The organism is Bradyrhizobium sp. ISRA436, from assembly GCF_029910015.1.
Taxonomy (GTDB): Bacteria; Pseudomonadota; Alphaproteobacteria; order Rhizobiales; family Xanthobacteraceae; genus Bradyrhizobium.
The window spans coordinates 272,856-298,627 of record NZ_CP094520.1 but is presented as its reverse complement, the minus strand read 5'-3'; the positions used below and the strand labels follow the sequence as shown (position 1 = coordinate 298,627).

Genomic DNA, 25,772 nt, shown 5'->3' with positions numbered 1-25,772 from the left:
AAACCGTCAACATCTTCTGGAGGACCTATTCGTGGCGCAACAAGCTATAACGTTCCGATTGGGACATTCTTAGCATGACAGAGCGAAAGAGATGCCTAATTACCGGAATCGCCGGACAAGACGGAGCCTATCTTGCCGAATACCTGTTGCGGAAGGGGTATATCGTGCATGGCGTCAAACGCCGCGCATCGTCCTTCAATACGGCTCGTATTGATCACCTTTATCAGGATCCGCACGAGCCGGATGCTCGCTTCTTTCTGCACTACGGAGACCTTACGGACTCGACCACGTTGATCCGGATAGTCCAGGAAACCACTCCACACGAGATCTACAATCTCGGCGCTCAGAGCCATGTTCAGGTGAGCTTCGATAATCCAGAATACACCGCCAACGCGGATGCGGTTGGTACGCTTCGCCTCCTGGAGGCGGTTCGCATTCTCGGTTTGATTGAACACACTCGCTTCTACCAGGCCTCGACCTCCGAAATGTATGGGAAAGCGCAGGCTGTGCCACAGAACGAGGGGACACCATTCTACCCCCGCAGCCCCTATGGCGCCGCCAAGTTATACGCCTTCTGGATCACCGTGAATTACCGTGAGGCGTACGGAATGTTCGCTGCGAACGGCATTCTCTTCAATCACGAGAGCCCGCTCCGCGGGGAGACTTTCGTCAGCCGGAAGGTGACGCGAGCCGTGGCCGCGATCCATCACGGCTTCCAGGACCGCATCTATATCGGTAACCTTGACGCCAAACGTGACTGGGGGCACGCGCGCGATTACGTCGATGGCATGTGGCGGATCCTGCAGCATCCTGAACCGGACGATTTCGTTCTCGCCACGGGTGAGACCCACACCGTCCGCGAACTACTCGAGGTCGCATTCGGTGTTGTTGACCGAAAGATCGAGTGGCGGGGCAAGGGCCGCGACGAAATCGGAGTCGATGTCCGCTCCGGAGAGACGCTGGTAAGTATCGACCCTCGCTATTTCCGGCCGGCTGAAGTCGATCTTCTCCTCGGTGACCCCAGCAAGGCTCGCGCGAAGCTCGGATGGTCGCACACCACGAGCTTCAAGGACCTGATTGCCGAGATGGTGAGAAGCGACCTGGAGGTCGTTCTCGACGAGCAGCATCGCCGTGACCGCCATGGCTGACGCCACGCCGATCTATTCCCTTGCCGGGAAGCGCGTCTTCGTGTCTGGCCACAAGGGCATGGTCGGCTCGGCGCTGGTCCGGCGGCTCGTCCACGAGCACTGCGAGGTGCTGACAGTCGCCAGGAGCGAGCTCGATCTTCGCCGGCAGAGCGAAACAGAGACTTGGTTGGAATGCAAGCGGCCGGACGTCGTGGTGATTGCTGCGGCGCGCGTCGGCGGCATACTCGCCAACGACTCCTACCCGGCGGGGTTCCTCTACGACAACCTCATGATCGAGGCGAACCTCATCCGCGCGGCCCACCTGAGCGGCGTTGAGAAGCTACTCTTCCTCGGCTCGTCCTGCGTCTACCCGAGGCTCGCGCGCCAGCCGATCACTGAGGATGCGTTATTGGCGGGCCCGCTCGAGCCTACAAACCAATGGTATGCAGTCGCCAAGATTGCTGGCATCAAGCTCTGCCAAGCGTATCGCCGCGAACACGGCAATGATTTCATCTCCGCGATGCCGACCAATCTGTACGGGCCCGGCGACAATTACGATGAGCAAAGCAGCCACGTGATGCCCGCGCTGATCTGCAAAACCCACACGGCCAAAGTGGCCGGCGCCGGTCACATTGCCGTTTGGGGGTCCGGCCGACCACGGCGGGAATTCCTGTACGTCGACGACCTCGCTGACGCCTTGGTGTTCATCCTCACGCATTATTCGGCCGATCCTCCTATCAATATCGGAACAGGTGTCGATATGACCATTCGCGAGCTGGCGGATCTCGTGTGTGAGATCGTTGGGTTCAAAGGAGTGCTTCGCTTCGATGAGACGCGTCCAGACGGTACGCCGCGAAAACTTCTCGACGTATCCCAGCTCAGCGCCCTTGGCTGGCGCCCGCGCACCGATCTGCGCGCTGGCGTCGCGGCGGCCTATCGCGATTATGTCGCAAGGCTTACAGTGTCGTCGCAAAGCGCGAGTTGAAGTGTTGGCGTGGTTTTTTCTTCCGCACAGTCTCGGCAAAGGGCACCTACGCCCATCGGCGCCAACGGTAGACGACCAGCCCCAGCCACTCCTTGGCCGCGGCGGTTGTTGCGGCGAGAGCTCCAGCGTCTGGGAGGAAGTCGAAAATACTCTTCGCGGTTGGCTGTTGCGCACGAAAGTCTGTTGGCCAAGGCGCGACGTCGAGCCCGGCTGCGCGGAACGTCGCGAGTGCGCGCGGCATGTGCGTCGCCGACGTGACGAGCAGCCCTGACTGGATACCATTCTCGCGCCAGACCACCGCGGTGTTGCGCGCATTCTCATGGGTGTTGCGGCTTTTGCCCTCGATCAGAATGGCGTCGCGCGGGACACCCAGCTGTTGCAGCACTTCAGCTGCCATCTCAGCCTCGGATCGCGGCAATTGTTCCCAAGGCAGGTTACCGCCGCTGATCAGGATCAGTCTTCCTTTGCCTCTCCGCCACAGGGCGTAAGCCGCGAAGAGGCGGGCGGCGGCGGGGCCGATCTCAGGCTCGGTCAGTCGCGCCCGGGGCTTCGCTATCCCCCCGCCGAGGACGATGATCGCATCCGCTGCCTGCGCAGTTGCAATAGGGTGGGGTGAATTCTGGTCTTCGAGAGGAGTGGTGATGAGGTCGGCGAAAGCGGGCATGGATGAGACCCAGAGACCGACAACCGCAATCGCCAAGAAAATCCGCGTGGCGACAGGGCGACAAGCGATCAATAGCGCCAATGCGACTAGAGAGACGGCAAGCGCCAGTCCAAGCGGGAAGACGAAAACCGGCAGAAGCTTCTCGACATATAGGAACACCGCTAGTGAAACCCTTTCTGTTCATCGCCCCACGATCGACCAAACGGCATGCAGTGCTGTTTTGGAGCTTATTGGTGCCCGCCTTGATGGGCGGCTGCACGACGACCGGCACTACCTCGCCCGAGACAACCGCAATGTCTAATGGAGCAACCCCGATAACGGTGGATAAACTCCCACCGGGAGTAGCCGACTCAGGACAGGATCTCCCGGACTATCGAATCGGCGCGCTCGATGTCCTGGAGATTTCGGTGTTTGAGGTACCCAATCTCAGTAAGTCGGTTCAGGTCAACGGGAGCGGACAAATAGCCTTTCCTCTAATCGGATCGGTTCCGGCGGCTGGAAAGACGACGGCGGAGCTGAAGGCAGAATTAGAAAAAAGGCTCGGCGCCAAATACCTTCAGTCTCCGCAGGTCGATGTTGCGATCAAGCACTCGCCAAGCCAGCGCGTCACGGTAGAGGGAGCCGTGCGGCAGCCCGGTATTTTTCCTCTCGTTGGCGAGATGACGCTCTCGCAGACGATTGCGCTGGCGAGAGGATTTGACGAAACCGCCGAGGAGCACGGCGTTCTCGTGTTTAGAAGGGTGAATGGCAAGAAGAACGTGGCCTCGTTCGATCTGACCGCCATCCAGAAGGGCCAGGCAACCGACCCGGTGCTACAGGGCGGAGACATCGTCGTGGTGGATCAGTCCGGGCTAAAGGCAGCCTGGGCGGGCCTGCGAAGTGCGCTGCCAGTTGCTACAGGGGTCGCGACGTTCGTGCCACTTTTGTGATGCGTTCAAAATGGGTTCGCGGAGTAGCCGCCCCGCCTGAATGAACGCCTCGATCTTTCGAGGCCGGGCTGAATCGGTAATCGCACTGAAGATAATGCAGCCCGGCCCGATCAGCGTACCGGACCAATGCCTCTGCAGTACGGCAAGCAGTGATGCAGGTTGGGAAGGCGATGGGCCGAGCGGATCCAGCAAGACGCTCGCTCCGACGAAGACCATTTATGCCTTAAAGCGAAATCAGAGCAAAATCCAAACCATGACTGACGCACATCCGCCGACGCACTCGCACGGGTCTCTCGCCGCCAGCGCCGCATCCGCTCGACCCAAAGTCGAGCGGCCCGATTTTTCGGAGAGCCGGGAGACGGCCAGTCCCGCCAACCTGGATGGGGAAGCGGGCCAGGATGAATGGGAGCTTGACCGGCTAAGCGCCGATATAGCAAGTCGGGCCCATCGGTCCAATCCGGACCGAGCAGCCGGGGCGCCAATCGGCGATCAGGATGGCAGCGAGCCTCCGCCCCATCATGAAGCGGCGCAGCTGCCGGTTTCGCGACAGGCTCGTGGCCAATACCCCGCACTATCGGGCGAGACGCTGCCCGCGCATTTTTCGCCCGATACGGCCTATGCCGAACGCCCGGGCCAGGAAGGCAGCTTTGATATTCATGAGTATCTTTGGCTGCTCTTTAAACATCGCTGGCTCATCCTAAGTGTGGCGGGCATTTTCCTGATTGCCGGACTGGTCTGGACGTTGCTGACCACGCCCATCTATCGAGCATCGGCAAGTCTGAAGATTGATCGAGATGTCCCCAGGGTCGTGAATGCGCAGGACGTCCAACAAGGGAACGCGGGGAATGACGTCGAGTTTTATCAGACGCAGTATGAATTGCTGAAGAGTCGATCACTCGCCGAACGAGTGGCGCGGAGCATCGACCTCAGCGATGATAAGGCGTTCCTTTCAGCCCATGCGCCGTCGCCTTGGGTGAAGCTTCGTACGCTGATTTTCGGGGGCGAGCCGGCCGAGGAAAACTCAACCTTGTCGGAGCGCCAAGCTGCCGCAGCCGCCACAGTGCAAGCTAATTTGATCATTCAGCCGATACGCAGTTCCAGCGTCGTTCAGATCAGCTTCGACAGTCCAAGCGCTGCTGTCGCGGCAAGGATCGTCAACGCTGTGCAGGACAGCTTCATTGCGGAGAACCTCGAGCGGCGACTCCAGGCGACGTCCTACGCCAAGACTTTCCTGGAAGAGAGAATTCAGGAGTTGAAGGTCAAACTGGAGGATTCAGAGAAAGAGCTGGTGGCCTACGCGGACAAGCAGGATATCGTCGACTTAAGCACCAGTGCCAAGAGCGCTGGTACACAAGGCCTTGTGGCTGGCAATCTTGCCGCGGCCAACGATGCGTTGACCAAAGCTACTGCGGACCGTGTGCGCAGCGAGCTTCTTTGGCGCCAGGCTGAGACGAGTGACGGGCTTGCCTTACCGCAGATCCTGGACAACAAGTCGATCCAGGAGATTCGGAGCAAGCGTGCCGAACTGCAAGCCGAGTACCAGCAGAAACTAAAATCATTCAAGCCGGCCTTCCCCGCGATGGTGCAATTAAAGGCCCGTATTAACGAACTCGATCGGCAGGTTAAGACTGAGGTCAACTTAACCAAGGACTCCCTCAAAAGTCAGTATGAGTCTGCAGTTAAGCAAGAGAAAGTCTCGATGCGCAAGGTCGCGGACCTCAAGAGCGACTTTGTTGACCTTCGCAATCGAGATATTCAGTATAATATTCTCAAGCGGGAAGTCGATACCAATCGCACGCTTTATGATGGATTGCTGCAGCGCTACAAAGAAATTGGCGTAGCAGGTGGGGTGGGCACCAACAATATATCGGTCGTGGATGTTGCCGAGGTCCCAGGAGCACCCTATTCGCCAAACCTGAAGGCGAACCTTCTCAGGGCTTTGCTGCTCGGGCTCTTATGCGGCGCCCTTGCCGCGTTCGGGCGCGAACAGCTCGATGATAGCTTCCGGTCGGTAGAGGACGTCGAAGAGAACCTGGGGCTACCATTGCTGGGCATTGTCCCGCGTTCCGATGACTTTGGCGATCCCAAGAACCTCATGGATGCACCGAGATCGGCTATTGCGGAAGCATATCGCTCGCTGCGAACAGCTCTGCAATTCTCGACCGCCAGCGGAATCCCGAAGACGTTGTTGGTCACCAGCGCGAGCGCGTCGGAAGGGAAATCGACAACCGCCTATCTCTTGGCCAGAAACTGCGCTGCGCTTGGCATGCGAGTTTTGCTGATTGACTGCGATCTGCGCAAACCTTCGCTGAATACTTTCATCGGCTGCGAAGCGTCCGCGGGCCTTTCTAATTGTCTGGCGGGGAGCACCAAGCCGCCGGAGGTGTTCAGGGCGACCAACTTTCAAAATTTGACCCTTCTGCCCAGCGGCCCGCTACCGCCGAATCCGGCAGAATTGCTCGCGGGGCCGAAGATGCTATCCCTTTTGACGATCGCTAGTGAGAAATTCGATTTGGTTATCGTCGATGGCCCGCCGGTGGCGGGGCTGGCGGACGCTCCCCTCCTTGGCAGTGTTGCGGCTGGAACGCTGCTCCTCATCGAGGCTGGCCGCACGCGCCGCAAGGCCGCGAAGGCAGCCGTGAAGCGCCTGAAGTTCGCGCAGGCGCAAATGGTCGGCGCAGTTCTCAACAAGCTGAATTCGGACAAGGCCGCGTATTTTTACGGTTATGGCTACGGAGCAATGGACCCCTACGTGAATGGGATCGGCAAGACGGGGCAGATGACACACGTCGAGTAGAAGGAATGACTTCCACGGACCAGCAGGCGCTCCACCTGGCACTCGAGCTGGCGCGCTCGCCGGCGCTGGCGAGAGCTATCCGCGATCGGCCCTTGCCGAGCGGTGTACTGACTCTCATTCGTATCGCGGCAGGCTCCCACAAACCACTCTCTGACGCAACTCGCCTGACCGGCGAGGACGCGGAGGCGGTCAAGGCAGCAGCGGAACTGTTCCTGCAGCAGAACCTGCTGCAGGCCAACGGCAACCACTATCGGACGCTTGGCGTTTCGGCAACTGCGTCAAGGGAGACCCTCGCGGAGCATGTGCGTTGGTTGATGAAATGGCTCCATCCGGATCGCGATAGGGCAGCATGGGATTCCGCTTTTTCCCAACGGGTCCTCGACGCCTGGCATGAGCTCAAGGACCCGGAGCGCCGCGCCCGTTATGATCGTTCGCTGTCAGCGACGTCGGTTGCGCCGATGGCTCGCAGACCGCGGCAACAGCGCCGATGGTTAAAGTCCCGCTTACGGCGAGTTGCCATAACCGGCAAAAGCGGCGATCGGATTCGCCGCAGCCAGGTTCTGATAGCGCTCCTGGTGTTCACGGCCGGAACAACCATCGTGCTCCTCTCCGACGAGATCATTCCGCCGCTAATAGTCCGCTTTTTCCGCATCGGCCATGACTAGCTCGAGAGCAGACTGAGACTTCACCTGTCGGATTCGAGCATGGTTCAAACCTATCGACTGCCGCCGCCGCCGCGGTCCCAGGCATGGGGGAGGTGGCTTCAACTGTGAGAAAGCGTGACCGCGAACGGCTGCGCCGGTACGGGCGATTGCCGAGATGGCTTGAGCGTTTCCGCTGCCTACACATGGCGCGCGGCCGATGGCTCCGGTTTGTAGCGGTGTTGCCATTACTTATATGGGCCGGGTGGCAATCGGTCACCCACTCAGGAACTGCCGTCGTCGTCGATCCGCGCAACGAAGCTGCCCTGGTCGAGCTCGCCGCGGACCGGCTAAACGACGCGCTGACTGACGCGGATCTATCGCAGGTGGAGCGCCTCAGCGCGGAAGCGCTCGTCTTGGCCCCTGTTGCAATCGAGCCGATCAGGCTCCTTGCCCTGGCTTCCGAGCGCCGAGGCAACGCGGCACGGGCCGAACAGTGGATGAGGCTTGCCGAGAAGCGCTCGCGGCGCAATCCCTTGATCGAGGGCTGGCTATTCGATCACTTGTTTGCGCGCGGCGACTTTTCCGGCGCGCTCGAGCACGCCGACGCTGTGCTGAGAAGTTCGCCGCCGCACTTGCGTGACCGCGTCAGGGCCACACTGATCCGAATCGCGGCTGATGCAAGGGTGATCCCGGCGCTTGCCGAATTGCTCAGTGCGGCGCCGCCGTGGCGGAGCAGGTTTCTCGCTACCTTCCTTGCCGATCCGGCAGATCTCGACTCATCGGAGGCTCTCCTGAAGAGGATGGCAGCTGGATCGCATCCTCCGACGCCGGAAGAGCTGTACCCCTATCTCGACGTGCTGATCAGTCGAAATCAGTTCGATCGTGCCTACCAGACTTGGCTCGATTTTATGGCACCGGGGGGCGTGGATCAGATTCCGTACGTCTATAATGGCCGCTTCGAGCACCCGGTTCGTCGGAGCCCGTTCGACTGGATCCTTACGCGCGAAGCGCTGGTTGATGCGACGGTAGTGGATAGCCCTCCACCAGCGAGCGGCAAGGCATTGCGGATCGAGTTCGTGGGGGGCCGGATCGCACGGCCGATCGCCGCCAAACTGTTGATCCTTTCGCCCGGAGCCTATTTGCTGTCGAGCAAGGTTATGGCGGAGGGCTTAATCAATGAACGCGGGCTCCGCTGGACCCTTTCTTGTGCCAGTGGCGAGGGGGGCGTGCTCGCATCAACGGACCGCGTAAGTGGAACCACACCATGGCGGATCCTCGATGCGCGATTCGAGGTTCCCCAAGCTTGCGAGGCGCAGTGGCTGCGGCTCGAAATTGCCGCTCGGGTCGCGCTCGAGCAGCAGATTGGCGGAGTCATTTGGTTCGGCGACATTTCAGTCAAGCGGTCGGACCGACTACGACGAACTGACCGATAGGCGCAAATCCAAATTGCCGTGGAATTCCGCCGCCGACAGCGTGCGTCAGGCTCGCTCGTGCGGGGGCTCGATTATCAAGGCGCAGAGGAAGGCGAAGAGGCACATATTGGTCGACGTGCGGAGCGGGTAGTCGACCATCGAGTGAAGCATCAGCAGCAGGAGGCTTATGCCTGCGGCTCGGGCGTGCGCCCAATCGATATCGCGATGTCCGGCAATGGGACCGCGCCACAATCTGAGGCTGGCTCTTCCAAGCCAGAAAAGGAAAGCAACCGCCAGTCCAATCGCAGGCCAGCCGCCCTCCAGCCAAACTTCAAACCAGTCGTTGTGGGCATGGTTGACGAAGGCCGGGACAAGATCGTTGGTCCGTTCGAACATTGGGTAGATCGCAGGGAAGGTTCCGAAACCCGAGCCGATCGGCTGGAAGCTCCGGGCTGCGTCGGCGGTAACGCGCGCAAAGACGAGCCGATAATCAGCAGCAATCCCGGTGTCCAAGCGACTTAGGATGCCGGCTAGCCCGTATTGAACGACCAGGGCCACGGCTGTGACAGACATGACGAAGAGCGAGGTCAGGGCGACCTTACGGATCCTGGTTACCGAACCGATTGCAAGTAACATGCTGGCCATGGCGGCAAAGATTCCGAGAACGATCCCCGCGCGTGACTGCGACATTCCAAGCCCGAGCAGAAAAGTTACTCCAGCGAGCAGGAGTCCAATGAGCCAGACTAGGCGCAGCTCAAATGCGCCAAGAACTCCGATCACCCAGGCGGCCGCCAGAGGGATCATGGAGTACAGGAAGGCGGCATAGTGGTTGCGGTTCGCGAAGAAGCCGACGCTGCTGCCGAAATTACTGATCGGATAAAGATAAAGGCCGCTTCTCTCTCCCAGCGTCAGCTGGGCCAAACCAACAATGACGCTGACGACGCCGAAACAAACCAACATCAAGCTAAGCGAGCGGCGACCACGCCAAGGCAGCTGAACCACCGCGAGGAAAACAGCGATGGGAGGAATCAGCGACAAGGCCGATCGCCAACTCGCCGCCGGATCGAGGCTAAGGGGCAGCCATGGAAGATCGATATTGGTAGCCGAATAGACAGACGCGATAAGATCACGACCCGGCAATTTCGACCAGATCGCCGGCGGGAGCCAAATGAATTGTCCGCAGAACAATAGAACAAGCGTGGCAACTATCGCCAACGGCCAACCGTCTACTGCTCGAAAGGGCCGATCAATTTGCCATGCGAGGATGCTCAACAGTCCGAGGCTGATGATCTGGATTAGGGCGTCCGACCGCAAGCCCTGGATCGTTCCTCCACCAAAGAGAAAAGAGAAGAACAGAGTGAATGCTGCTCCCGTCCACAATAGACGAGGCGGCCCGCAACGAAGTGTGACTGGAAAAAGCCGATCTGACCTCGTGCCAAACCTGGCACGCCTTCCGATCGCCTCGCCACTGCTCGCTAGCGGCAAGGTCTTCCTAAGGGCTCGCGGGGGCGCGGCTCTGGGTAACAACCGCTGCAGCCACGCCTGCGGCAACAACCCCAGCGCCAGCTAGGAGCACTGTGTTCACCCCGCTGCCAATGGAAGAACCGCTAACGGCGCCGCCGCCGGTGGCATTCGCAGCTCCATCTGCGGCGCCGCCGTTGGTCGCGTCTGCAGCTCCGTCGCTGCTGCCGGCCTGAGCCATGGCGTTAGCCACGGATCCGGCGAGATCGGTACTTGTTGCCGGGCTCGTCACGAAGGAGGCGCAGGCGCAGGCGCCTTCGGACCTAACAACGACTTTCTTCGGACCAACCAGCCTCAGTTCACATTGGCCTGCAACATTCAGAAGGACTCTGCCGCCTTTTCCGACGCTAATTTGATCGTTAAGCCTTACATCAGTGGCTGCTCTGATCGGCGAATATCCGACATCTGTCGCGAGAAGCACATTCCCAACGATTTCGCTCAGGTGACCAACTGGACCCGGGCTCGGAAGAGCAACCGAGCAAGCGCACCCATTTCGCAAGCCTGCCAAACATGCAGCCGGCCCCGCCTGCGCGACCGCAGAAGACAACATTACTATTGCTATAGTAGTGCCAGCGATGACTTTGCCCATGGGCATCCACTTCCCCTACAGATATCTGCCTTCATAACTCGGATTTGCAAGAAATTCAACAAACGACCCTTGTGCTGGGCTTGTTCGCCACTCCCAAAAGCCGGCACATGTATGTGCGGCAGCTTATTTCAGGTGCTCAGCGGCGATCTACACCAATCCATCTCCAATTGCGCGAAGGGCCGCTGTGTGACTTTGGTGAATGCATCGGAAGACAAGCTCTAGCTCATTGAATGCCAGTCGCGCGACTAAGAGCGGCTGCGGCAACCGATACGTAGGTGCGGCGGCCGCATGCCACGTCGCGGGCGTATGTGTACGAATAGTACCGATGTGATGCAATTTGAGCGCACTTGCTGAGCAAGTGCATGCACCAGTCCGTTGCGTACAATTGTTGTGGCGCGCGCAAAACGGAGCGGCTCTGTCAACCCAATCGACCGACGGGCGGGATGATCTGCACCGCAAAATCCACTGGTTCGATTTACCAGTGGCCGTTCGAGGACGGCCCCTTGGTCGAGATTGATTGGGGGCTTCAAGATGCTAGCATCAAGGCGTGCAGCGACGGCATCATTGACCATGGGTGAGCGCGTCGAGGTCCGCCTCGCTCATGCTTGTCCTCGCCAACCTTCGAAAGCCGCCGGAAAGCGTGCCGATTAACCTGTGGAACAACGTCGAGGGCGGGCCGGTCGGTGACACCGCGGGACGCCCTGATCCAATCGCGCTGCCTGATCTCATTACGGTCCTTACTCCACTATCGAACAGAAATGAGAAGCACCAGAGACTTCGAGTCAAGCCGCGTGTCGATCGCGTGACGCCGGCTGCGACACACCATGATGGAATGGATACGGCGGCTGCCGGGCATGTATTCGTGCTGGCAGTAGGTGTTTGACCCGATGGAAAGTCATGCGCTATGGCAAGCCGGATCGCCGCAACGGCTATCGGAGCCAGAACCGTTGAATCAAAACGGCACTGAGCGAACAGAGATCCTGCATCGAAGAAGACATATGCTGCCGAAACATCTGCGCCGTCTCGAAGCTGAATCGATCGAAATCATGCGCGACGTGGTCGCCGAGTTCAAAAGACCGGTCATGCTCTATTCGATCGGAAAAGACTCCAGCGTCATGCTGCACATTGCAATCAAGGCCTGTCATCCCGCGAAGTTGCCGTTTCCCCTTCTTCACGTCGACACGACCTGGAAGTTCCGCGAAATGATTACTTTCCGGGATCAGACGGCCGAGCGGCTTGGTATCGATCTGATCGTCCATGTGAACAAGGAAGGCATCGAACGAGGGATCAATCCGATCGTATCGGGCTCAGCTCTTCATACTCAGGTGATGAAGACCGATGCCCTCAAGCAGGCACTTGACCTCTACCAGTTCGACGTTGCCTTCGCTGGCGCGCGACGCGACGAGGAAAAGAGCCGCGCGAAAGAGCGGATATTCTCCCACCGTTCAGCCGGACACGTGTGGGACCCCCGTAACCAGCGGCCGGAGCTCTGGAATCTCTTCAATACACGACTCCGCCAGGGCGAAACCATGCGTGTGTTCGCTATGTCAAACTGGACCGAGCTCGACATCTGGGAATACATCTTGTTCGAGAAGATCCCGGTCGTGCCGCTCTACTTCGCAAAACAAAGACCCGTCGTGCGGCGAGGTGGCGTAACGATCATGGTGGACGACAGACGGTTGCCGCTTGAGCGCAACGAAACTCCTGAGATGCGGATGGTTCGGTTTCGTACACTGGGATGCTATCCCTTGAGCGGCGCCATCGAATCCGAGGCGACCACGATCGAGGAGATCGTCGCGGAAATGCGGACTGCGACAGTGTCAGAGCGTCAGGGACGCCTGATCGATACCGATGAAGCCGCTTCGATGGAAAAAAAGAAGCGGGAAGGCTACTTTTGATGATGGTTTCCAAAGTGACATCCGAACCTGTCGGGACTGGAGCAAAAGACCAGCTGCGCTTCATCACCTGCGGTTCGGTAGACGACGGAAAATCGACGCTGATAGGTCGACTGCTGCACGACAGCAAAATGATTTACAACGATCAGCTCGCGGCGCTGGAACGCGACAGCGCCAGGCACGGCACTGCCGGGAACGACATCGATTTCGCGCTGCTCGTGGACGGGCTCGAAGCCGAACGGGAGCAGGGCATCACGATCGACGTCGCCTACCGCTTCTTTACGACGTCGCGGCGCTCCTTCATGGTGGCCGACGCTCCCGGTCACGAGCAGTATACCCGCAATATGGCAACCGGTGCCTCGAATGCCCAACTCGCCATCATCCTGATCGATGCCCGCAAGGGCGTGTTGGTTCAGACCCGACGCCACTCCTTCATCTGTTCGCTGCTCGGCATTCGCCATATCGTGCTCGCGGTGAACAAAATCGATCTCGTCGCATACAAGAAGGAGTGTTTCGATCGGATCGTTGGCGACTATCTGACCTTTGCCGCCGGTCTTGGCTTCACCTCGATCGTTCCGATTCCCATCTCAGCCCGCCATGGCGATAACGTCGTCGACCGTTCCGCTCATGCCAGGTGGTATCATGGTCCATGTCTGCTCGAGCATTTGGAGAGCATCGATATCCAGTCCGAAATCGCAAGCCAGGCTTTCCGCTTTCCGGTCCAATGGGTGAACCGGCCTAACCCTGATTTTCGCGGCTATGCCGGCTCAGTGGCGTCCGGGAGGATCTCGGCAGGAGACGAGATCGTCGTCGCAGCGTCTGGACGGACCACGCGCATCAAGCGGATCGTGACCCAGGATGGCGACCTTCCCGCCGCCGAAGCCGGCGATGCGGTCACCATTACGCTGGAAGATGAGATCGATATCAGCCGTGGCGATCTTCTGGCAAGGCCAAGGGAGCGGCCGAAGGTCGCCGACCAGTTCGCCGCTTATTTGATCTGGATGGACAAGGAGCCGCTCGCTCCCGGACGCAATTACATCCTGCGGATCGGATCACAGACCGTCGCCGGCAGCATTACCGCAATCAAGCATCGGATCGACGTCAACACATGTGAGCACCTCGCGGCCCGGACGCTTTCCCTCAACGAGATCGCATTCTGCAATGTTGCGACCGCACTGCCCGCCGCGTTCGATCCTTACGATGTCAATCGGAAGACCGGATCATTTATCGTCATCGATCGTTGCACCAATCGTACGGTTGGAGCCGGCATGATTGCGTCTCCGCTGCGGCGGGCCACCAATGTTGCTTGGCAAGCGTTTTTTGTGGGCCGGATGGAGCGCGCCGCACTCAAGAATCAGAAGCCTTGCATCGTCTGGTTCACCGGCCTGTCTGGCGCGGGCAAGTCGACAATTGCCAACATCGTCGATCAAAGGCTGTTCGCAATGTCGCGCCACACGATGCTGCTGGATGGCGACAACGTCCGGCACGGCTTAAATCAGGATCTCGGCTTCAGCGAGGCCGATCGTGTGGAAAACATTCGGCGTGTCGGCGAAGTCGCCAAGTTGATGGCGGACAGCGGCTTGATCGTGATTTGTTCGTTCATCTCGCCCTACAGGGCCGAACGAGATATGGTGCGCCGCCTCGTGACTGAGGACGAGTTCATCGAAGTCTTTGTCGACACGCCGATCGAGGAATGCGCGCGACGCGATCCCAAGGGTCTCTATGCAAAGGCGAGGTCCGGTAAGATCAACAACTTCACAGGCATCGATGCGCCCTACGAAACACCGATAACACCCGAAATTCACCTCAGGACCATCGACCAGACGCCCGAGCAATTAGCGCAAGCGGTGATCGATGTCTTGATAGAGCGCGCAATCGTTGACGGTCGCTAGCATCTACCGAATCTGCCGTCCCTGCCGGGCCTGCGAACTCCTGCCCTCTTCACGAGGGTGTCAGCCGAAGGAGTAGGCGCTCGACAAGCCATTTGCGCTAGGTGGCCGGGAGATCGATTCTGATCTCGCTCGTGTCCGGTGTTTAGCACTTCGTCGAGGCGTGCTCGATCATGGTGCGGTGCCGCCCGAGCGCCCGGCTGATCTTCCCGCTGTCGATTACGAAGGACCTTGCTCGCGTATGTGGCTAGGTCCTCGACGCAAATCTTGACGTTGACTTGTTGACTGCCGTCATGGGTTCGTCCAGAAGACGACGGCTCGACTATGCTCCGTTTGACATTCTAGATTTCGGTTTATTTTCCCCGGATTTCGGGCTTCTGCCCGGGATACGTCACGTTCAAACTGGAAAGCCGGTCGGCGCTATCAGCGCACCGGTCACGGCCGCTATCTGCATGCGCCAACGGGCAAGTCACGTTAGTACGTTACGTACGAAGATCGCGTGCCAGACACAATCGATTGATGTGTCGCGCGGAGAACATACCCTTAAAGCAGATTTCTGGATTAGCTATAAATTAAGGAAGCGGCTGACAATTGCACTCGGAAGCTGGTTTTCGACTTGGTTACGAATGCGACTCAACCCATGATCAGCGAAACGGTGGGCGCCACGCGCTCCCGTCGCAACCATATCCATCGCTATCGTAGTCTTCTTGAAAACCAGTCTGAGTGAGCTTGTACGTCAATATGTCGAAAGACGCTTATCTGAAGAGCTTGTGCTTTCGAGGCGCTAATGCCCACTATCTTTCCTCTAGAGCCCAGGCGCACGCGGCTCGACGCCGTGCCTCGCTTGGGAAGGTCGCGTTCAGCGGAAGCTGTCCGATGAGTCATTCTCACGGCAAGCACTACATCGTTAGAGGCAGAGCAAAATCGAACCGCCGTCAAACACCTCGGGATCGTGCTCTGTGGCGTGGTGTAGCTGAGTGCGGGTCGCTCGCCGGTAGGTCCGGAAGCCGAGCTTTCATTGACGGCAATGCTGCCCTGCATCATTCCTAAGGGAAACTCCTTCAATCAGGAGCGCGTCCTCCGTGAGGTTCCGGTTCGCCGAAACTGCGAGAAGAGGCGGTTGCGTCCTGAAGGTGGCCGCACCATTCTCCCGTAATTGGTTGGTGGCCGGACTCTAGCTGGACGCTGGACGCTACGCTCTACGCGAAACAGACGCCATCGTAATGAAGAGCCTTCGTTCCCAACTGACCATTGCGATCGCTTGCATCGCGGCACTAGCTATCGCTGGGTCGATGGCATTCTCCCACTTCGCTGAAAGACGTATCCTTGACGAGTTGGGACCCCGCACACTGAGAGGCCAGACCCGCATTTTGCTTTCCTCTCTGCGCGTCAGCGAAACCGGAAAGGTAACCCTAGAAATCCCGGGGGAGTGGAAAGAGTTCTATCGCTCCCCAGGAGTGTTCGCATATGCCGTCTATGACGCCGACTGGCGTCCCGTCGCTCTCTCGTCGAATATTGATAAATCGCCTCTCGTGCCGATGGATTTCAACACGCTTCTTACCGAGCGACGACATGACGGTTTCGTCGAGTGCACGATGGCAGTCGTTGGTGGTCACGTGCTGGTAGTCTGGCGGCTCTCTTACAGTGCACAGGAAGCGCTCTCCATATTCTTCCAAGAGCAGAAGGTCCAAGTGCTTCTTTGGCTCGCTTCGGCATTGCTTTTGGTGTCAATTATCTGGATGATAATTGGTTGGCATCTTCGGTCTGTGCAACTCGTCTCGCAGGCTGCGGACTCAATCACTGACTTCGACAGTCCCGTTCGAATAAGTACAGATCGAATCGGAACGGAAGTTGTTCCCATTGTCGAGGCATTCAACATTGTACTCGATCGCCTCGCAAAGTGCCATCAAAGGGAACGAGACTTCGCCTCCGTGGCCGCGCACGAGCTGCGAACGCCGCTGGCGGTACTGGATCTCCGTTTACAACGTGCCGAAGCGAGTGGGGTGATCGACTGGCTGGTCGTCCGGCGCGAAATGGGACAGTTTCGTCATCTACTTGATCAGGTACTTCGGTTAGCAAGAAATGGCCCCGCGAACTCTCAGCAAGAGACCGTTTGCCTTTCGCAGCCTCTGAGGGAGGCCGCAGAGCTGGTCATGCCGGAAATCGAGAGAGCTGGTCGAGCGCTGTCGATTCAGGAGATAGATCAGCCGGTCATACTCGGTAACAGGGATGCGCTCCGAAGCATGGTGCGCAACCTGCTTGAGAATGCGCTTGTTCATGGCGTTGGGCAGATAAGAGCCGTCGTGAAAATGCAAACCAGCCCGAAGCGCGCCCAGGCCATCTTAGAGATCTCCGACGACGGGCCAGGCGTTCCGGAGGCGGATAGGGAAGTTGTTTTCGAAAGGTTCCGTAGAGGCACGCAGAACTCTATGGGCGCCGGACTTGGCCTTGCGATCGTACGCGATATTGTCGCTGCCCACGCTGGCAAGGTGTTATTTGCCTCTTCAGAGAGGTGTTGTGTGCGCGTAATCATTCCATGCGCCGCCAACGAGCGCTTCATGTAATCAACGCTTGGCCGTGGCCAGCCGGACAGGCGGGCGACCTAGGCCCTTACGATATGCTCTCCAACGAGATTTGCGTGCGCCGAGACGTCTCAAGTATCGCCCAAAATGCCTTAGCTCCGCGATCAGCGAATAATGGACCACTTCTTGATCCGTCCCGACCAAGACTTGCCCAACCGCTTTCGTCAACAGGCCATGAGCACTAAACGACGGGCCAGGTGATTGGCATCAGCTCTGTCATTGGCGACGATCTTTGTTCGAAACGTACCACCTGGTGCACCTTGCTGCTGGCGCGAACCTTCATCCTGCGCGTGACGAGCCGCTGCAGGCGGCGACTCGACGGAAAGATTGTGACTTGTCGGCTTACGTCAGTGCGGCGTCAGTCTGTGGCGCTATTATGTCGAAGGTGAGGCGGGGACGGAAACGCCATTAAGAGGCGTAAAGGCAGATCGGGGCATTTGGTGCCGTGATCCGCGACTGCTGCCGCCATAGCGAGGGGTCGTTATTGTGGAAGAGGGAATGAAAGTATTAGTCGTCGAAGATCATCCAGCTGTACGTGGTCTGATCGGCAGTTACCTTTCGGAGCGTGGCTTTGCGGTTGATGATGTAAGCACGGCCGGCGACGCAATGGCCTCAACAGCCGTGAACGCGTACGACGCGATTGTACTCGATCTAGGCCTTCCTGATGTAGATGGCTTGGAATTGCTTGGACGGATCGGCCGGGGACGCGCCGAAAGGGCAGCAATCATCGTCGTCAGTGCGCGGGATAGTCTGGAGGAGCGGGTTCGGGCTTTAGACGCCGGGGCCGACGATTATCTCGTGAAGCCGTTCGATCTTATCGAGTTGGAGGCACGATTGCGAGCAATGCTGCGGAGACCTCGCGTAGGATACGGACCCGTCCATAAGCGCGGTCGGCTGGTCTTCGATCCGATGCGGCGAGAAGCCTCCGTTGACGGTTCTGCGATCGAGCTAACTCGACGTGAGGCCTCGCTTCTGGAGGAGCTGATGCGGGCCGGCAATCGCTTTACTGCGAAGGAAATTCTGGAAGAGCGGCTCTATTCGTCCACCGACGAACGATCGTACAATGCGCTGGAGGCCACCGTGTCGCGGTTGCGAAAGAAGTTGATGAATGTGGGCGCGGGGGTTGCCGTGTATGGAAGACGCGGGGTTGGATATCGGCTTCAAGAAGAAACCAGGCGCACATTGATCCAACCACACGACAATGATCGTGGTGGTCATCTAAAAGCGGGTGGACCGATGGTTCAACGTACAGGAGTATAAGCGCCCTCAGTTCGCCAGAATGAGCCGCTGACCGTCGCGCTCTAACACAAGGCAGGTCGAGCGACGCGGCGCGAATACATCTATATCCACGCTAGTTCGATTGGGACGTATCGCGGGCGCCTCGACGGTGGTCCCCGCGAACGACGATCTTGCCAGACTTCATTGTGCTACTAAGGAGTTCACCCGACCCCAAAGCGGGTCCGTCGCTCGCTGCTCTTAAGCGGGATACCTCGTCGCACGCCAGCATGGCACAGAAATTCACCTCTAATCCGAGACCGGTCGCTTTAACCAGGAAGACAAGATGTGCAAGACTGCGGCTCGAAGAGCGTTAGATGAGCTCGTCGATCTGCCTTCCCATCCGATTCGGGTCCTCGGTCAACTTAATGCCCTAATGTCGCCGTCAGCCGCGTTGGCGGCGGTGTATTCGTCGAGGTCTCGCTCGATGAGCCTTAGTAAGCTGATCGAGCAAATCGGGAGGACGTGGATATCCCGATCACGTAAAGGCCGAGAGCATCGGAAAATGCCGAAGAGCGGACGTTGTTATCGTGGCTGAGATATCGGATTGCGAATTGCGCTGCACCACTTGGCGGCGATTTCCATGGGCTAGCTTGCTGGCAGAAGAAGTTCGTGTGCAAGCCGGACCGGTACGGTTCCGCCCATAATTTTGAGAAGCACGCGAACGCGGCCGGCATCATCGAGCCGATCCAAAACCCCCAGTTGTTCTGCAAAGGGTCCAGCTGCGATACGGACCTCGGAGCCAACTCGTAGGGCGTTCTCCATGCTCATGAGTCCTCGAGCGTCAACTGACTCGGCCATTGCCTCTACGACGCCGCGAGGCGCCGGCTGCGGCACCTCACCCTGCATCAACAGCCCCGCAACACCAAAGGTACCATTGATGCTTCGCCAGGGATGTCGCGTTAAATCGAGCTCAACAAAGAGATATCGAGGAAAAAACGGAGCAACCACGTTGGTTAGCTTCCTCGCGTGGCGAACCGTCTTTAGGCGCCTCGGCAAGAAGACGTTAAACCTCTGGTTCTTCAATTGCCGTTCAGCGCGGAACTCGCGGCGTGGCAGACTGTTTATGACGTACCAGCGGCTGCCCACTTGCGAGCGATCGAGAAGTTCAGTTCGGCTCTGGTCATTAATGGTGAGCGACATCGTCGAAGTGTCTCCTATCCGACCTGCGAGTGGCGGGACTCAACCGCCTGCCGAGCCAATCCAAGCGATCCGGTGCCCGTGTTGACGCTGTGGGTATGATCGGTCTTCTTTGCGACATTGGCTCTGCGTTGCCCTCTGATCAGGAAGAGCACCGTCATCGCCAAGATACGTAAATCGAGCCATAGAGAGGCGTTTCGAACGTACCACTCGTCGAGCTCGTCCTTCTCGCTCGGCGTCAAGAGCGTCCCGCCGTTGACTTGCGCCCAGCCGGTGATCCCGGGCCGGACCATGAGGCGCGCGGTCGGATTAGGCGGCTGATCTCGCGTCAGGAGCGGACGGGGCCCCACCAATGACATGTCGCCGACGAGGACATTGAAAAGTTGAGGAAGTTCGTCGAGACGCATCCTGCGAAGAGAGGTCCCGATCCGCGATAATCGCTGGTCTTCCGGAATTGCTCGCCCCAACCGATCGAACGGAGGCTGCAGTGTTCTAATCTTGTAAACCACGATGGGGCGACCGCGGAGTCCCGATCGTTGTTGCCAAAACACGAGCGGGAAGCCAACATCCAGCAGCGCAAGGCCGGCGGTAACAATCAACAGCGGCGCAGCGGCGAGCAGCGCAATGGCGGCGACGACGAGATCGATTGCGTATTTCCATCGAAAGTAAGGGGGCAATCGAATCGCGGGACACAGCTCGACCTGCGGCTCCGGATCCGCATCATCTCGTGCGTTAAGTCCGCTCAATCCTACCATGCTGCGCACAAACGTCAGCGGGATACTCCGCAGCCCACAGAACCGACGGACTTCGTCAAGAGCATCTTCAGTCAGCAGCGTCTCATCGCCGCCAATCACGACGCGATCGATATTGACGCCGTGTACCGCGAATTCATCGACGATCGGCTGAAGATCATTGGGGGCCCCAACAATCCGAATGCCCGCGATGGTACGACCAATCATATGTGATCTGCCGTCGAGCACCGCTACCACACGCATCCTTGCTGGACAGAATGCTGCGAGCAGTTTCACGAATAGGACGGTGAGGTCCGTCGAACCGATCATAACGATGTGCTCGGTCCCGGAGCAGCGACGATCATTGGATGCGTTGTTGTCGGTCTCTCGCAAGCGAGCTGCGGCGCGAACTGCAATCAGCCCGGCGCAAAGGATCAGTGCATGAATGAGAGGAAGTGATCGTGGAATATTGTCGAGGCGCGTGAACGTAAAGAGCAGAATACAGGTCATCAGCTCGCCGCACGCGACGGCCTTGACGACATTCCACGCGTCGTTGACGGTAAAAAACCTCGCTATGCCATCATGGACCCGAAAACCGGAAAACGCGATCAGGGAGAATGTGAAGGAGATCAAACAGTAGAGAAATCCCTCGGTCGAGGCAATGTAAGCGGCTCTCATCGCAAGAGCGAAAATGGGCGAGAGGAGTGCCCACATTGCATCGAAAATGGAATAGCGAAGCCGTAAATATCCCCTAGATGCCGGGTATCGAACCATGTCCCCTATCGACCTACACCTCATATGATGGGAATCAGTTTCGCATATCGCACTGACCAGAGACTGACGTCCTATCTATTTCCCTGATGAAGGCTTGACCTCTCCATACCGACTAAGCGCGGCTTTGAATGTGCGAAGAACTGAGGAAGGCTGTCTCGTCGAAACAGAACGTTCAGAACGAGCCGCCGTAGCTCAGGTCAACGACGCGGAATACGGTCTTGCCGTGTCCCAGCAGGCGCATAACCGCTGCGAGATCGAGCGCGGCGCAACTCTCGAGCCGCCGGCCGCGACGCGCGGCTAGACGGTTGTTGGTGTGGCAGGTCGAAGCGGACTATCACGTGGGCCTCTATGTGGAACGCCGTTATGATACGACTGCCAAACGCGCAGGTCGGCTTCATTCAATATCAACAATGGACGTGCGCAGGAGCGGGGAGGCAATTGAAGCAGAACCGATGATAAGGACGTGCTATTCAACGCACGAAACGTACATTCGTAGCCGGCGACACTATGAGGCATGCCGCTACCCGACGATTAGAAAAGGCCTGTAGAGCGCGCAGATTGGTTCGCTCCGTACAGAGGGGCAACGTCGAGCACGATCTTTCAACATAGCGGAGTCGTCGGCAGGGCCACGTCCACGGCGAACCCACTCCGAAGAGGGCGCATACCTACCTTGGGAGAAAGCCCACCGCAATGGCCGCAGCCTGCCACCAGCTTGACGTGTGCCAAATGGCTTGCAGTAAGTTTTGGCGTCGCATTGCGGAACGCGACCACTTCAAGTGCTGACAGGCTGGCGGCGATTTTGCGTTTTGACATGCCGGCGGTGGACAGCCGCAGCACGTCGCGGATTTTGCGCGTGGGTAATCTCGGTCTCGGTCCTGGCATTTGCCCCCACTCCTCGGGGGAAAGGAGGAGCGAAGGCCATGCCGATTCGCAGATCACCCAACGGGGCCCGTCATACCCGTAAACAGGCTGGTCGCAATCACCCGGAATGGGTGGTCGTGATTAGTCGGAAGCCCGGTTGCGATCGCTCGGTCCGCGCACCAAAAGGCGTTCGACCACGTGAGTTGAGCAGAAAGGGGGCTCCTCAGGCGTCCTAAGAATGTGTCAGGGACCGGCCATCCCAAAAGGGCATAAGGGAGCGCTTTACTTTCCATGGCGACAACCCCAGGCAAGTCGCTCCAGTACAAGTGCTGAGAAGCTTGGAAGCGTTTTGGTTTATGCGCCCCCAAAGGGAATTATGGTACTGAAATCGAAATAGGTCCGAGCCCAAATTAGGGACGGCAACAGCAAACCCACCAGCGACTGCATGCTGCTATCTCTTTTGCTGGAGCACCGCAGCTTCAGCTCGCCGTGACGGTGACGCGCGCGGGGAGCGTTTGTACGAAACGATCAAATCTGAAGCCGAAATGGCACACTCTGGTGAGGGGCCAGATTGTCCGTACTTCACGTACAGTTTTTGTCGGAGCAATCTTGAGCAAACAGGTTCTAAATTACCTGTAACGGGATTGTGATAGCAAGTTCTCTATGAAGCATCGGCAATGACAGACGAGCACAGCGAACTGGAACGTTGTAAGCAAGAGAATGCGCGCCTCAAAGAACTGGTTGTGCAGCTATCCGAACTAGTCTTGCGCGACGTCGTAAAACGCTCGGAAGACCTGAACTCCCGTGAGTCTTTGGCACAGCGTGGCTTACCGCTTTCTGGGCAGGGGGGCAGGCTCCGCCCTCGTCTCCATAGGAGACGGGGGCGGGCCTCTAACTTTTAGTCGGAATCCTTTGAGGTTGAGCCTGGCAGCGCATGCTCGTGAAACAACTTGAGGCGCAAATCGGATCGCGTCCCCTTACGCCAGCCCTGAGGCGACGAATGCGATGCCGACGCTCCAGGCGAGTGCTGGCAGATGCATGCTCCATTCAGTTGAAATACGTCTACGTAGAACGCTCGAACGCAGGATTTGCGCGCCGAACCGGGATTCGTTGCATCAATTGAGATGACGACATCGTTACAGTCGCAATCAATTCTTCGTTACGGTGAGCGGGCGGGGGCGCCAAAACCGCATGCCAGGAGAGGGACAATGACTGACCACGTGACTGCAGTCCTCGAGGTGCCCGACTACTCCAGAGATGTAGCTCTCAAGCGCGTGTCCGGCACACAGCAAATGTTTCAGCAGCCTTTTGCGGTGCTTCCTAAGAAGCGGCCCATTGTCAGAAATGCAATCCTTGCGAAACTTTCTCTGGAAGACCTCGCGGCAATAGGAAGATGCCTTGAGCCGATCATCCTCAAAGAACATATGGTTCTGCAAGAACCGAAGAGGCAAGTCGAGCACGTCTATTTCATCGAATCGGGTCTCGCCTCGCTAAGGATTGTCGCGGCCGGAAGCATGCTCGAAACGGCCGTGATAGGATATCGAGGCGTGGTCGGCGCCTCGTTTTTGTGGGGAGGGAATATTTCAACACATCAATCTGTGGGGCTCTTTCCCGGAAGCGCACACAGGATCCGGGTCGAGGATTTGCGTCGGTTGATGAAGGAGCGGCCTGATATCCGAGAGCCTCTCTATGAGTATGTCCAAGCGTTGACTTTTCAATGCGTTCAGGCGGGCTTGTGTGGTGTTCGGCACGATCGTGAACAGCGGCTCGCGAGCTGGCTATGCTTTGCAAGTGATGCTGCTGATTCCCGTGTGCTGCCGGTTACCCATGACTATCTTTCGTCCGTCTTGGGATTGCGTCGCGCCGGCGTAACCGAGACGCTCATCCGATTCGAAGAACAAGGAATCATTAGCAAGATGCGCGGCGTCTTGCAGATCGATGAACGCAGGCTCCTCGAGCAAAAGGCTTGCGGTTGTTACAAGCTTGTCTCAAGCGCTTATGCCTCTCCGAGCCCATGCTCTCGGGAAAAGGTCGGCCGAGTTTAGCGAATGCGCCCCGGCCATCAGCCGACCGCCGAGAAGCTCCAAAAGATCCGGAAATGGTCGGGCGAGGCGGTCGGTCTCCGTTCAAGCGTTCAGTTCGACTGAAACAGTTTTGGAGGGTGCTCGTGAAAATGGAGAGCGCTACTGGGCCTCATGTGAGGAGCGATCTTGCGTTCACTCGGCGAGGCGCCGCGATGTTCTTGGACAATTTCGCTCCTGATGTCATCTGCGGCGCGATAGGCCGGCAGAACTGGGTCGCAAGATGGACAGAGATTGGTGATGCTCAGTGCCGTCGTGCCGACTTGAATATCAGAAGGAAGGCCTTCGATGAGGCGGGCGAGGCCTGGCTTTGCGCGCTAACTGCCTTTGAGGTTGCCAGGCGCATAGTTGATGAAGACGATCCGAAAAGTGCAGAGATTTCGGCGAAAGTCGTAGCGAACATACAGAGGTTCGGATTGTCTCTGCGACAGAAGGTTGAGCGGGTACAGATTTCGTACGACGATCAAGCTGACTTTCTAGCCTATTATTTGCCAGCCGGTAATTCTGAATTGCGTGCGCCAGCAGTCATTTGCATCAGCAGCGAACAGGAAGCAGGAGCGACGCTGCTCGGGAGACTGTTGCCTGCGGTGATCGGCCGATGCATGTCGGTTCTGATTGTCTCTCACGACGAGATCTCATATGGCTCTGGTGTCCAATCGGAAGTGTTATTGTCTTGCTGTTTGGATTACCTGTCATCTAGGCCTGACGTTGACGCTCGTCGAATCGGCGTCTACGGGGACGGATTTTCGGCTGCGCTGGCGACTGATTTCGCTGTATCTGATAGTCGCGTCGCCGCGGCGGTTTGCGACGGTGGCTTTTGGAGTTTCGCGCGAATGTTGGCGTCCGTCAGCTGGATAACGAGGACGACAGCCGACGACGACGTAGTGTCGGAGCTGCGCTCGCGATTAGTGGGACGGTTGAGATGCCCAGCTCTGGTGGTCGCCGGAGGAAGCAGCATCGTCAGCGTGTCGGAGGCGATCAAGCTTCAAGCTGAATGCACGGCAGCGCGCATCGACATGGAGGTAGCCATTCCACAAATGGTCCGCACTCCCGCTGGCGAGATCGAAAATTTCGTGTCGTTCGACGATCGGATTTTCGGATGGCTAGAGCATAAGCTGCGCATGGCGAATGAGTGGCGAGTGCACACAGAGTCTGCTTGACGCGCGCCGATCACAGCAGTCGGCCTGAACCATTCGGAGACCACAGATGAAGAGCGTGAACTGAGCATGGCCCCCTTCGACAAGATCGCGCTCTTTATCGATGGCCCCAACCACCACGCAGCAGCCCGGACGCTCGGCTTCGAGATCGACTACAAGCGCCTGCTCGGAGAGTTTCAACGCCGCGGCAAAATGTTGCGAGCGTTCTATTACACGCCGATTATCGAGGATCAGGAATATTCGACGGTCCGACCGCTCCTCGATTGGCTCGACTATAACGGCTACACCGTTGTCACCAAGCCGGCCAAGGAATACGTGGACGCCTGCGGCCGCCGAAAGGTAAAGGGAAATATTGACGTCGAACTCGCGGTCGATGCCATGGAACTCGCTGAGCGCGTCGACCAGATCATCCTGTTCTCCGGCGACGGCGACTTCCGTCGCCTGGTCGAAGCGGTGCAACGTCGCGGCGTCCGCGTCACCGTGATATCGACCCTCGCTGGCCATTCGCCGATCATCGCCGATGAACTTCGGCGGCAGGCGGACGAATTCGTTGACTTGGTTGAGTTGATGCTGGAGTTTGGCCGCGATCCGTCCGAACGATTAGGCGCCGCATTAAGTGCTGGCAAGCGTCGCGAGCCAGCCAGCGCAGAATAATGAACGGAGGTGATTTTGTGCAGGCGGGTGGCCTAGGCGTCTAGCATTGCGGGCGGACCTACGTC

The 25,772-nt window shown here is 58.2% G+C and carries 17 protein-coding genes; 13 read left to right on the top strand and 4 right to left on the bottom strand.

Translation table 11 applies throughout. From position 1 onward, the window contains the following. Window positions 1-74 precede the first annotated feature (74 nt). Both gmd and MTX23_RS36260 read left to right on the top strand, forming a co-directional pair. On the top strand, window positions 75-1,148 hold the full coding sequence (gmd, locus tag MTX23_RS36265; RefSeq protein WP_280978424.1) for a GDP-mannose 4,6-dehydratase: 1,074 nt from the start codon (window positions 75-77) through the stop codon (window positions 1,146-1,148). Continuing rightward, window positions 1,141-2,112: a GDP-L-fucose synthase gene (locus MTX23_RS36260; RefSeq protein WP_280978425.1), complete on the top strand. Its 972-nt coding sequence runs from the start codon at window positions 1,141-1,143 to the stop codon at window positions 2,110-2,112. The genes gmd and MTX23_RS36260 overlap by 8 nt, the downstream gene beginning before the upstream one ends. A gap of 46 nt (window positions 2,113-2,158) precedes the next feature. Here the strand turns inward: MTX23_RS36260 and MTX23_RS36255 are convergent, their stop codons facing one another. After that, window positions 2,159-2,776 carry a YdcF family protein gene (locus MTX23_RS36255; RefSeq protein WP_280978426.1) on the bottom strand — a complete coding sequence of 206 codons (618 nt, stop codon included), beginning with the start codon at window positions 2,774-2,776 and terminating at the stop codon, window positions 2,159-2,161. A gap of 164 nt (window positions 2,777-2,940) precedes the next feature. On the opposite strand from MTX23_RS36255, the gene MTX23_RS36250 reads away from it, so the two are divergent. From MTX23_RS36250 to MTX23_RS36235, 4 genes are all read left to right on the top strand, one after another. Continuing rightward, the gene (locus MTX23_RS36250; RefSeq protein WP_280978427.1) at window positions 2,941-3,705 is read left to right on the top strand and encodes a polysaccharide biosynthesis/export family protein; all 765 of its coding nucleotides are present in this window, start codon (window positions 2,941-2,943) and stop codon (window positions 3,703-3,705) included. A 40-nt stretch (window positions 3,706-3,745) separates the two neighbouring features. Beyond that, the gene (locus tag MTX23_RS36245) at window positions 3,746-6,502 is read left to right on the top strand and encodes a polysaccharide biosynthesis tyrosine autokinase (RefSeq protein ID WP_280978428.1); all 2,757 of its coding nucleotides are present in this window, start codon (window positions 3,746-3,748) and stop codon (window positions 6,500-6,502) included. Window positions 6,503-6,507: 5 nt separating this feature from the next. Next, a complete protein-coding gene (locus MTX23_RS36240) occupies window positions 6,508-7,167 on the top strand; it encodes a DnaJ domain-containing protein (RefSeq protein WP_280978429.1) in 660 nt (219 codons plus the stop codon). A gap of 182 nt (window positions 7,168-7,349) precedes the next feature. Continuing rightward, the gene (locus MTX23_RS36235; protein WP_280978430.1) at window positions 7,350-8,579 is read left to right on the top strand and encodes a hypothetical protein; all 1,230 of its coding nucleotides are present in this window, start codon (window positions 7,350-7,352) and stop codon (window positions 8,577-8,579) included. A 45-nt stretch (window positions 8,580-8,624) separates the two neighbouring features. On the opposite strand, the gene MTX23_RS36230 is transcribed toward MTX23_RS36235, so the two are convergent. Beyond that, entirely contained in the window at window positions 8,625-9,872 is a 1,248-nt protein-coding gene (locus tag MTX23_RS36230; RefSeq protein WP_280978431.1) for an O-antigen ligase family protein, read from the bottom strand. Window positions 9,873-11,666: 1,794 nt separating this feature from the next. On the opposite strand from MTX23_RS36230, the gene cysD reads away from it, so the two are divergent. From cysD to MTX23_RS36210, 4 genes are all read left to right on the top strand, one after another. After that, a complete protein-coding gene (gene cysD / locus MTX23_RS36225; RefSeq protein ID WP_280978432.1) occupies window positions 11,667-12,566 on the top strand; it encodes a sulfate adenylyltransferase subunit CysD in 900 nt (299 codons plus the stop codon). After that, window positions 12,566-14,455: a sulfate adenylyltransferase subunit CysN gene (gene cysN / locus MTX23_RS36220; RefSeq protein WP_280978433.1), complete on the top strand. Its 1,890-nt coding sequence runs from the start codon at window positions 12,566-12,568 to the stop codon at window positions 14,453-14,455. Before cysD ends, cysN begins: the two co-directional genes overlap by 1 nt. Window positions 14,456-15,675: 1,220 nt before the next feature. Beyond that, window positions 15,676-17,016 (top strand): HAMP domain-containing sensor histidine kinase, encoded by a 1,341-nt coding sequence (locus MTX23_RS36215; protein ID WP_280978434.1) that lies wholly within the window; start codon window positions 15,676-15,678, stop codon window positions 17,014-17,016. Between the two features lie 516 nt (window positions 17,017-17,532). Continuing rightward, window positions 17,533-18,294 (top strand): response regulator transcription factor, encoded by a 762-nt coding sequence (locus MTX23_RS36210; protein ID WP_280978435.1) that lies wholly within the window; start codon window positions 17,533-17,535, stop codon window positions 18,292-18,294. 603 nt (window positions 18,295-18,897) lie between these two features. Here MTX23_RS36210 and MTX23_RS36205 read toward each other — a convergent pair. Both MTX23_RS36205 and MTX23_RS36200 read right to left on the bottom strand, forming a co-directional pair. Beyond that, window positions 18,898-19,452 carry a transcription termination/antitermination NusG family protein gene (locus MTX23_RS36205; protein WP_280978436.1) on the bottom strand — a complete coding sequence of 185 codons (555 nt, stop codon included), beginning with the start codon at window positions 19,450-19,452 and terminating at the stop codon, window positions 18,898-18,900. 14 nt (window positions 19,453-19,466) lie between these two features. After that, window positions 19,467-20,858, bottom strand: a complete 1,392-nt coding sequence (locus MTX23_RS36200; protein WP_280978437.1) for a sugar transferase — start codon at window positions 20,856-20,858, stop codon at window positions 19,467-19,469. A gap of 2,165 nt (window positions 20,859-23,023) precedes the next feature. Between MTX23_RS36200 and MTX23_RS36195 the strand changes: the two genes are divergently transcribed. The 3 genes from MTX23_RS36195 to MTX23_RS36185 all read left to right on the top strand — a co-directional run bounded on the left by MTX23_RS36195 (window position 23,024) and on the right by MTX23_RS36185 (window position 25,707). Next, complete coding sequence (locus tag MTX23_RS36195) at window positions 23,024-23,860, top strand: Crp/Fnr family transcriptional regulator (protein ID WP_280978438.1); 837 nt, start codon at window positions 23,024-23,026, stop codon at window positions 23,858-23,860. 191 nt (window positions 23,861-24,051) lie between these two features. After that, window positions 24,052-25,056 carry an alpha/beta hydrolase gene (locus MTX23_RS36190; protein WP_280978439.1) on the top strand — a complete coding sequence of 335 codons (1,005 nt, stop codon included), beginning with the start codon at window positions 24,052-24,054 and terminating at the stop codon, window positions 25,054-25,056. Window positions 25,057-25,116: 60 nt separating this feature from the next. Continuing rightward, window positions 25,117-25,707 carry an NYN domain-containing protein gene (locus MTX23_RS36185; RefSeq protein WP_280978615.1) on the top strand — a complete coding sequence of 197 codons (591 nt, stop codon included), beginning with the start codon at window positions 25,117-25,119 and terminating at the stop codon, window positions 25,705-25,707. The last annotated feature ends 65 nt before the right edge of the window (window positions 25,708-25,772 follow it).

Bases quoted from the DNA above. Each gene is read 5' to 3' on its own strand.
- gmd (WP_280978424.1), top strand. From the start codon at position 75: ATGACAGAGCGAAAGAGATGCCTAATTACCGGAATCGCCGGACAAGAC.
- MTX23_RS36260 (WP_280978425.1), top strand. From the start codon at position 1,141: ATGGCTGACGCCACGCCGATCTATTCCCTTGCCGGGAAGCGCGTCTTC.
- MTX23_RS36255 (WP_280978426.1), bottom strand. From the start codon at position 2,776: ATGCCCGCTTTCGCCGACCTCATCACCACTCCTCTCGAAGACCAGAAT.
- MTX23_RS36245 (WP_280978428.1), top strand. From the start codon at position 3,746: ATGAACGCCTCGATCTTTCGAGGCCGGGCTGAATCGGTAATCGCACTG.
- MTX23_RS36240 (WP_280978429.1), top strand. From the start codon at position 6,508: ATGACTTCCACGGACCAGCAGGCGCTCCACCTGGCACTCGAGCTGGCG.
- MTX23_RS36235 (WP_280978430.1), top strand. From the start codon at position 7,350: ATGGCGCGCGGCCGATGGCTCCGGTTTGTAGCGGTGTTGCCATTACTT.
- cysD (WP_280978432.1), top strand. From the start codon at position 11,667: ATGCTGCCGAAACATCTGCGCCGTCTCGAAGCTGAATCGATCGAAATC.
- cysN (WP_280978433.1), top strand. From the start codon at position 12,566: ATGATGGTTTCCAAAGTGACATCCGAACCTGTCGGGACTGGAGCAAAA.
- MTX23_RS36215 (WP_280978434.1), top strand. From the start codon at position 15,676: ATGAAGAGCCTTCGTTCCCAACTGACCATTGCGATCGCTTGCATCGCG.
- MTX23_RS36210 (WP_280978435.1), top strand. From the start codon at position 17,533: ATGAAAGTATTAGTCGTCGAAGATCATCCAGCTGTACGTGGTCTGATC.
- MTX23_RS36205 (WP_280978436.1), bottom strand. From the start codon at position 19,452: ATGTCGCTCACCATTAATGACCAGAGCCGAACTGAACTTCTCGATCGC.
- MTX23_RS36200 (WP_280978437.1), bottom strand. From the start codon at position 20,858: ATGAGAGCCGCTTACATTGCCTCGACCGAGGGATTTCTCTACTGTTTG.
- MTX23_RS36195 (WP_280978438.1), top strand. From the start codon at position 23,024: ATGACTGACCACGTGACTGCAGTCCTCGAGGTGCCCGACTACTCCAGA.
- MTX23_RS36190 (WP_280978439.1), top strand. From the start codon at position 24,052: ATGTTCTTGGACAATTTCGCTCCTGATGTCATCTGCGGCGCGATAGGC.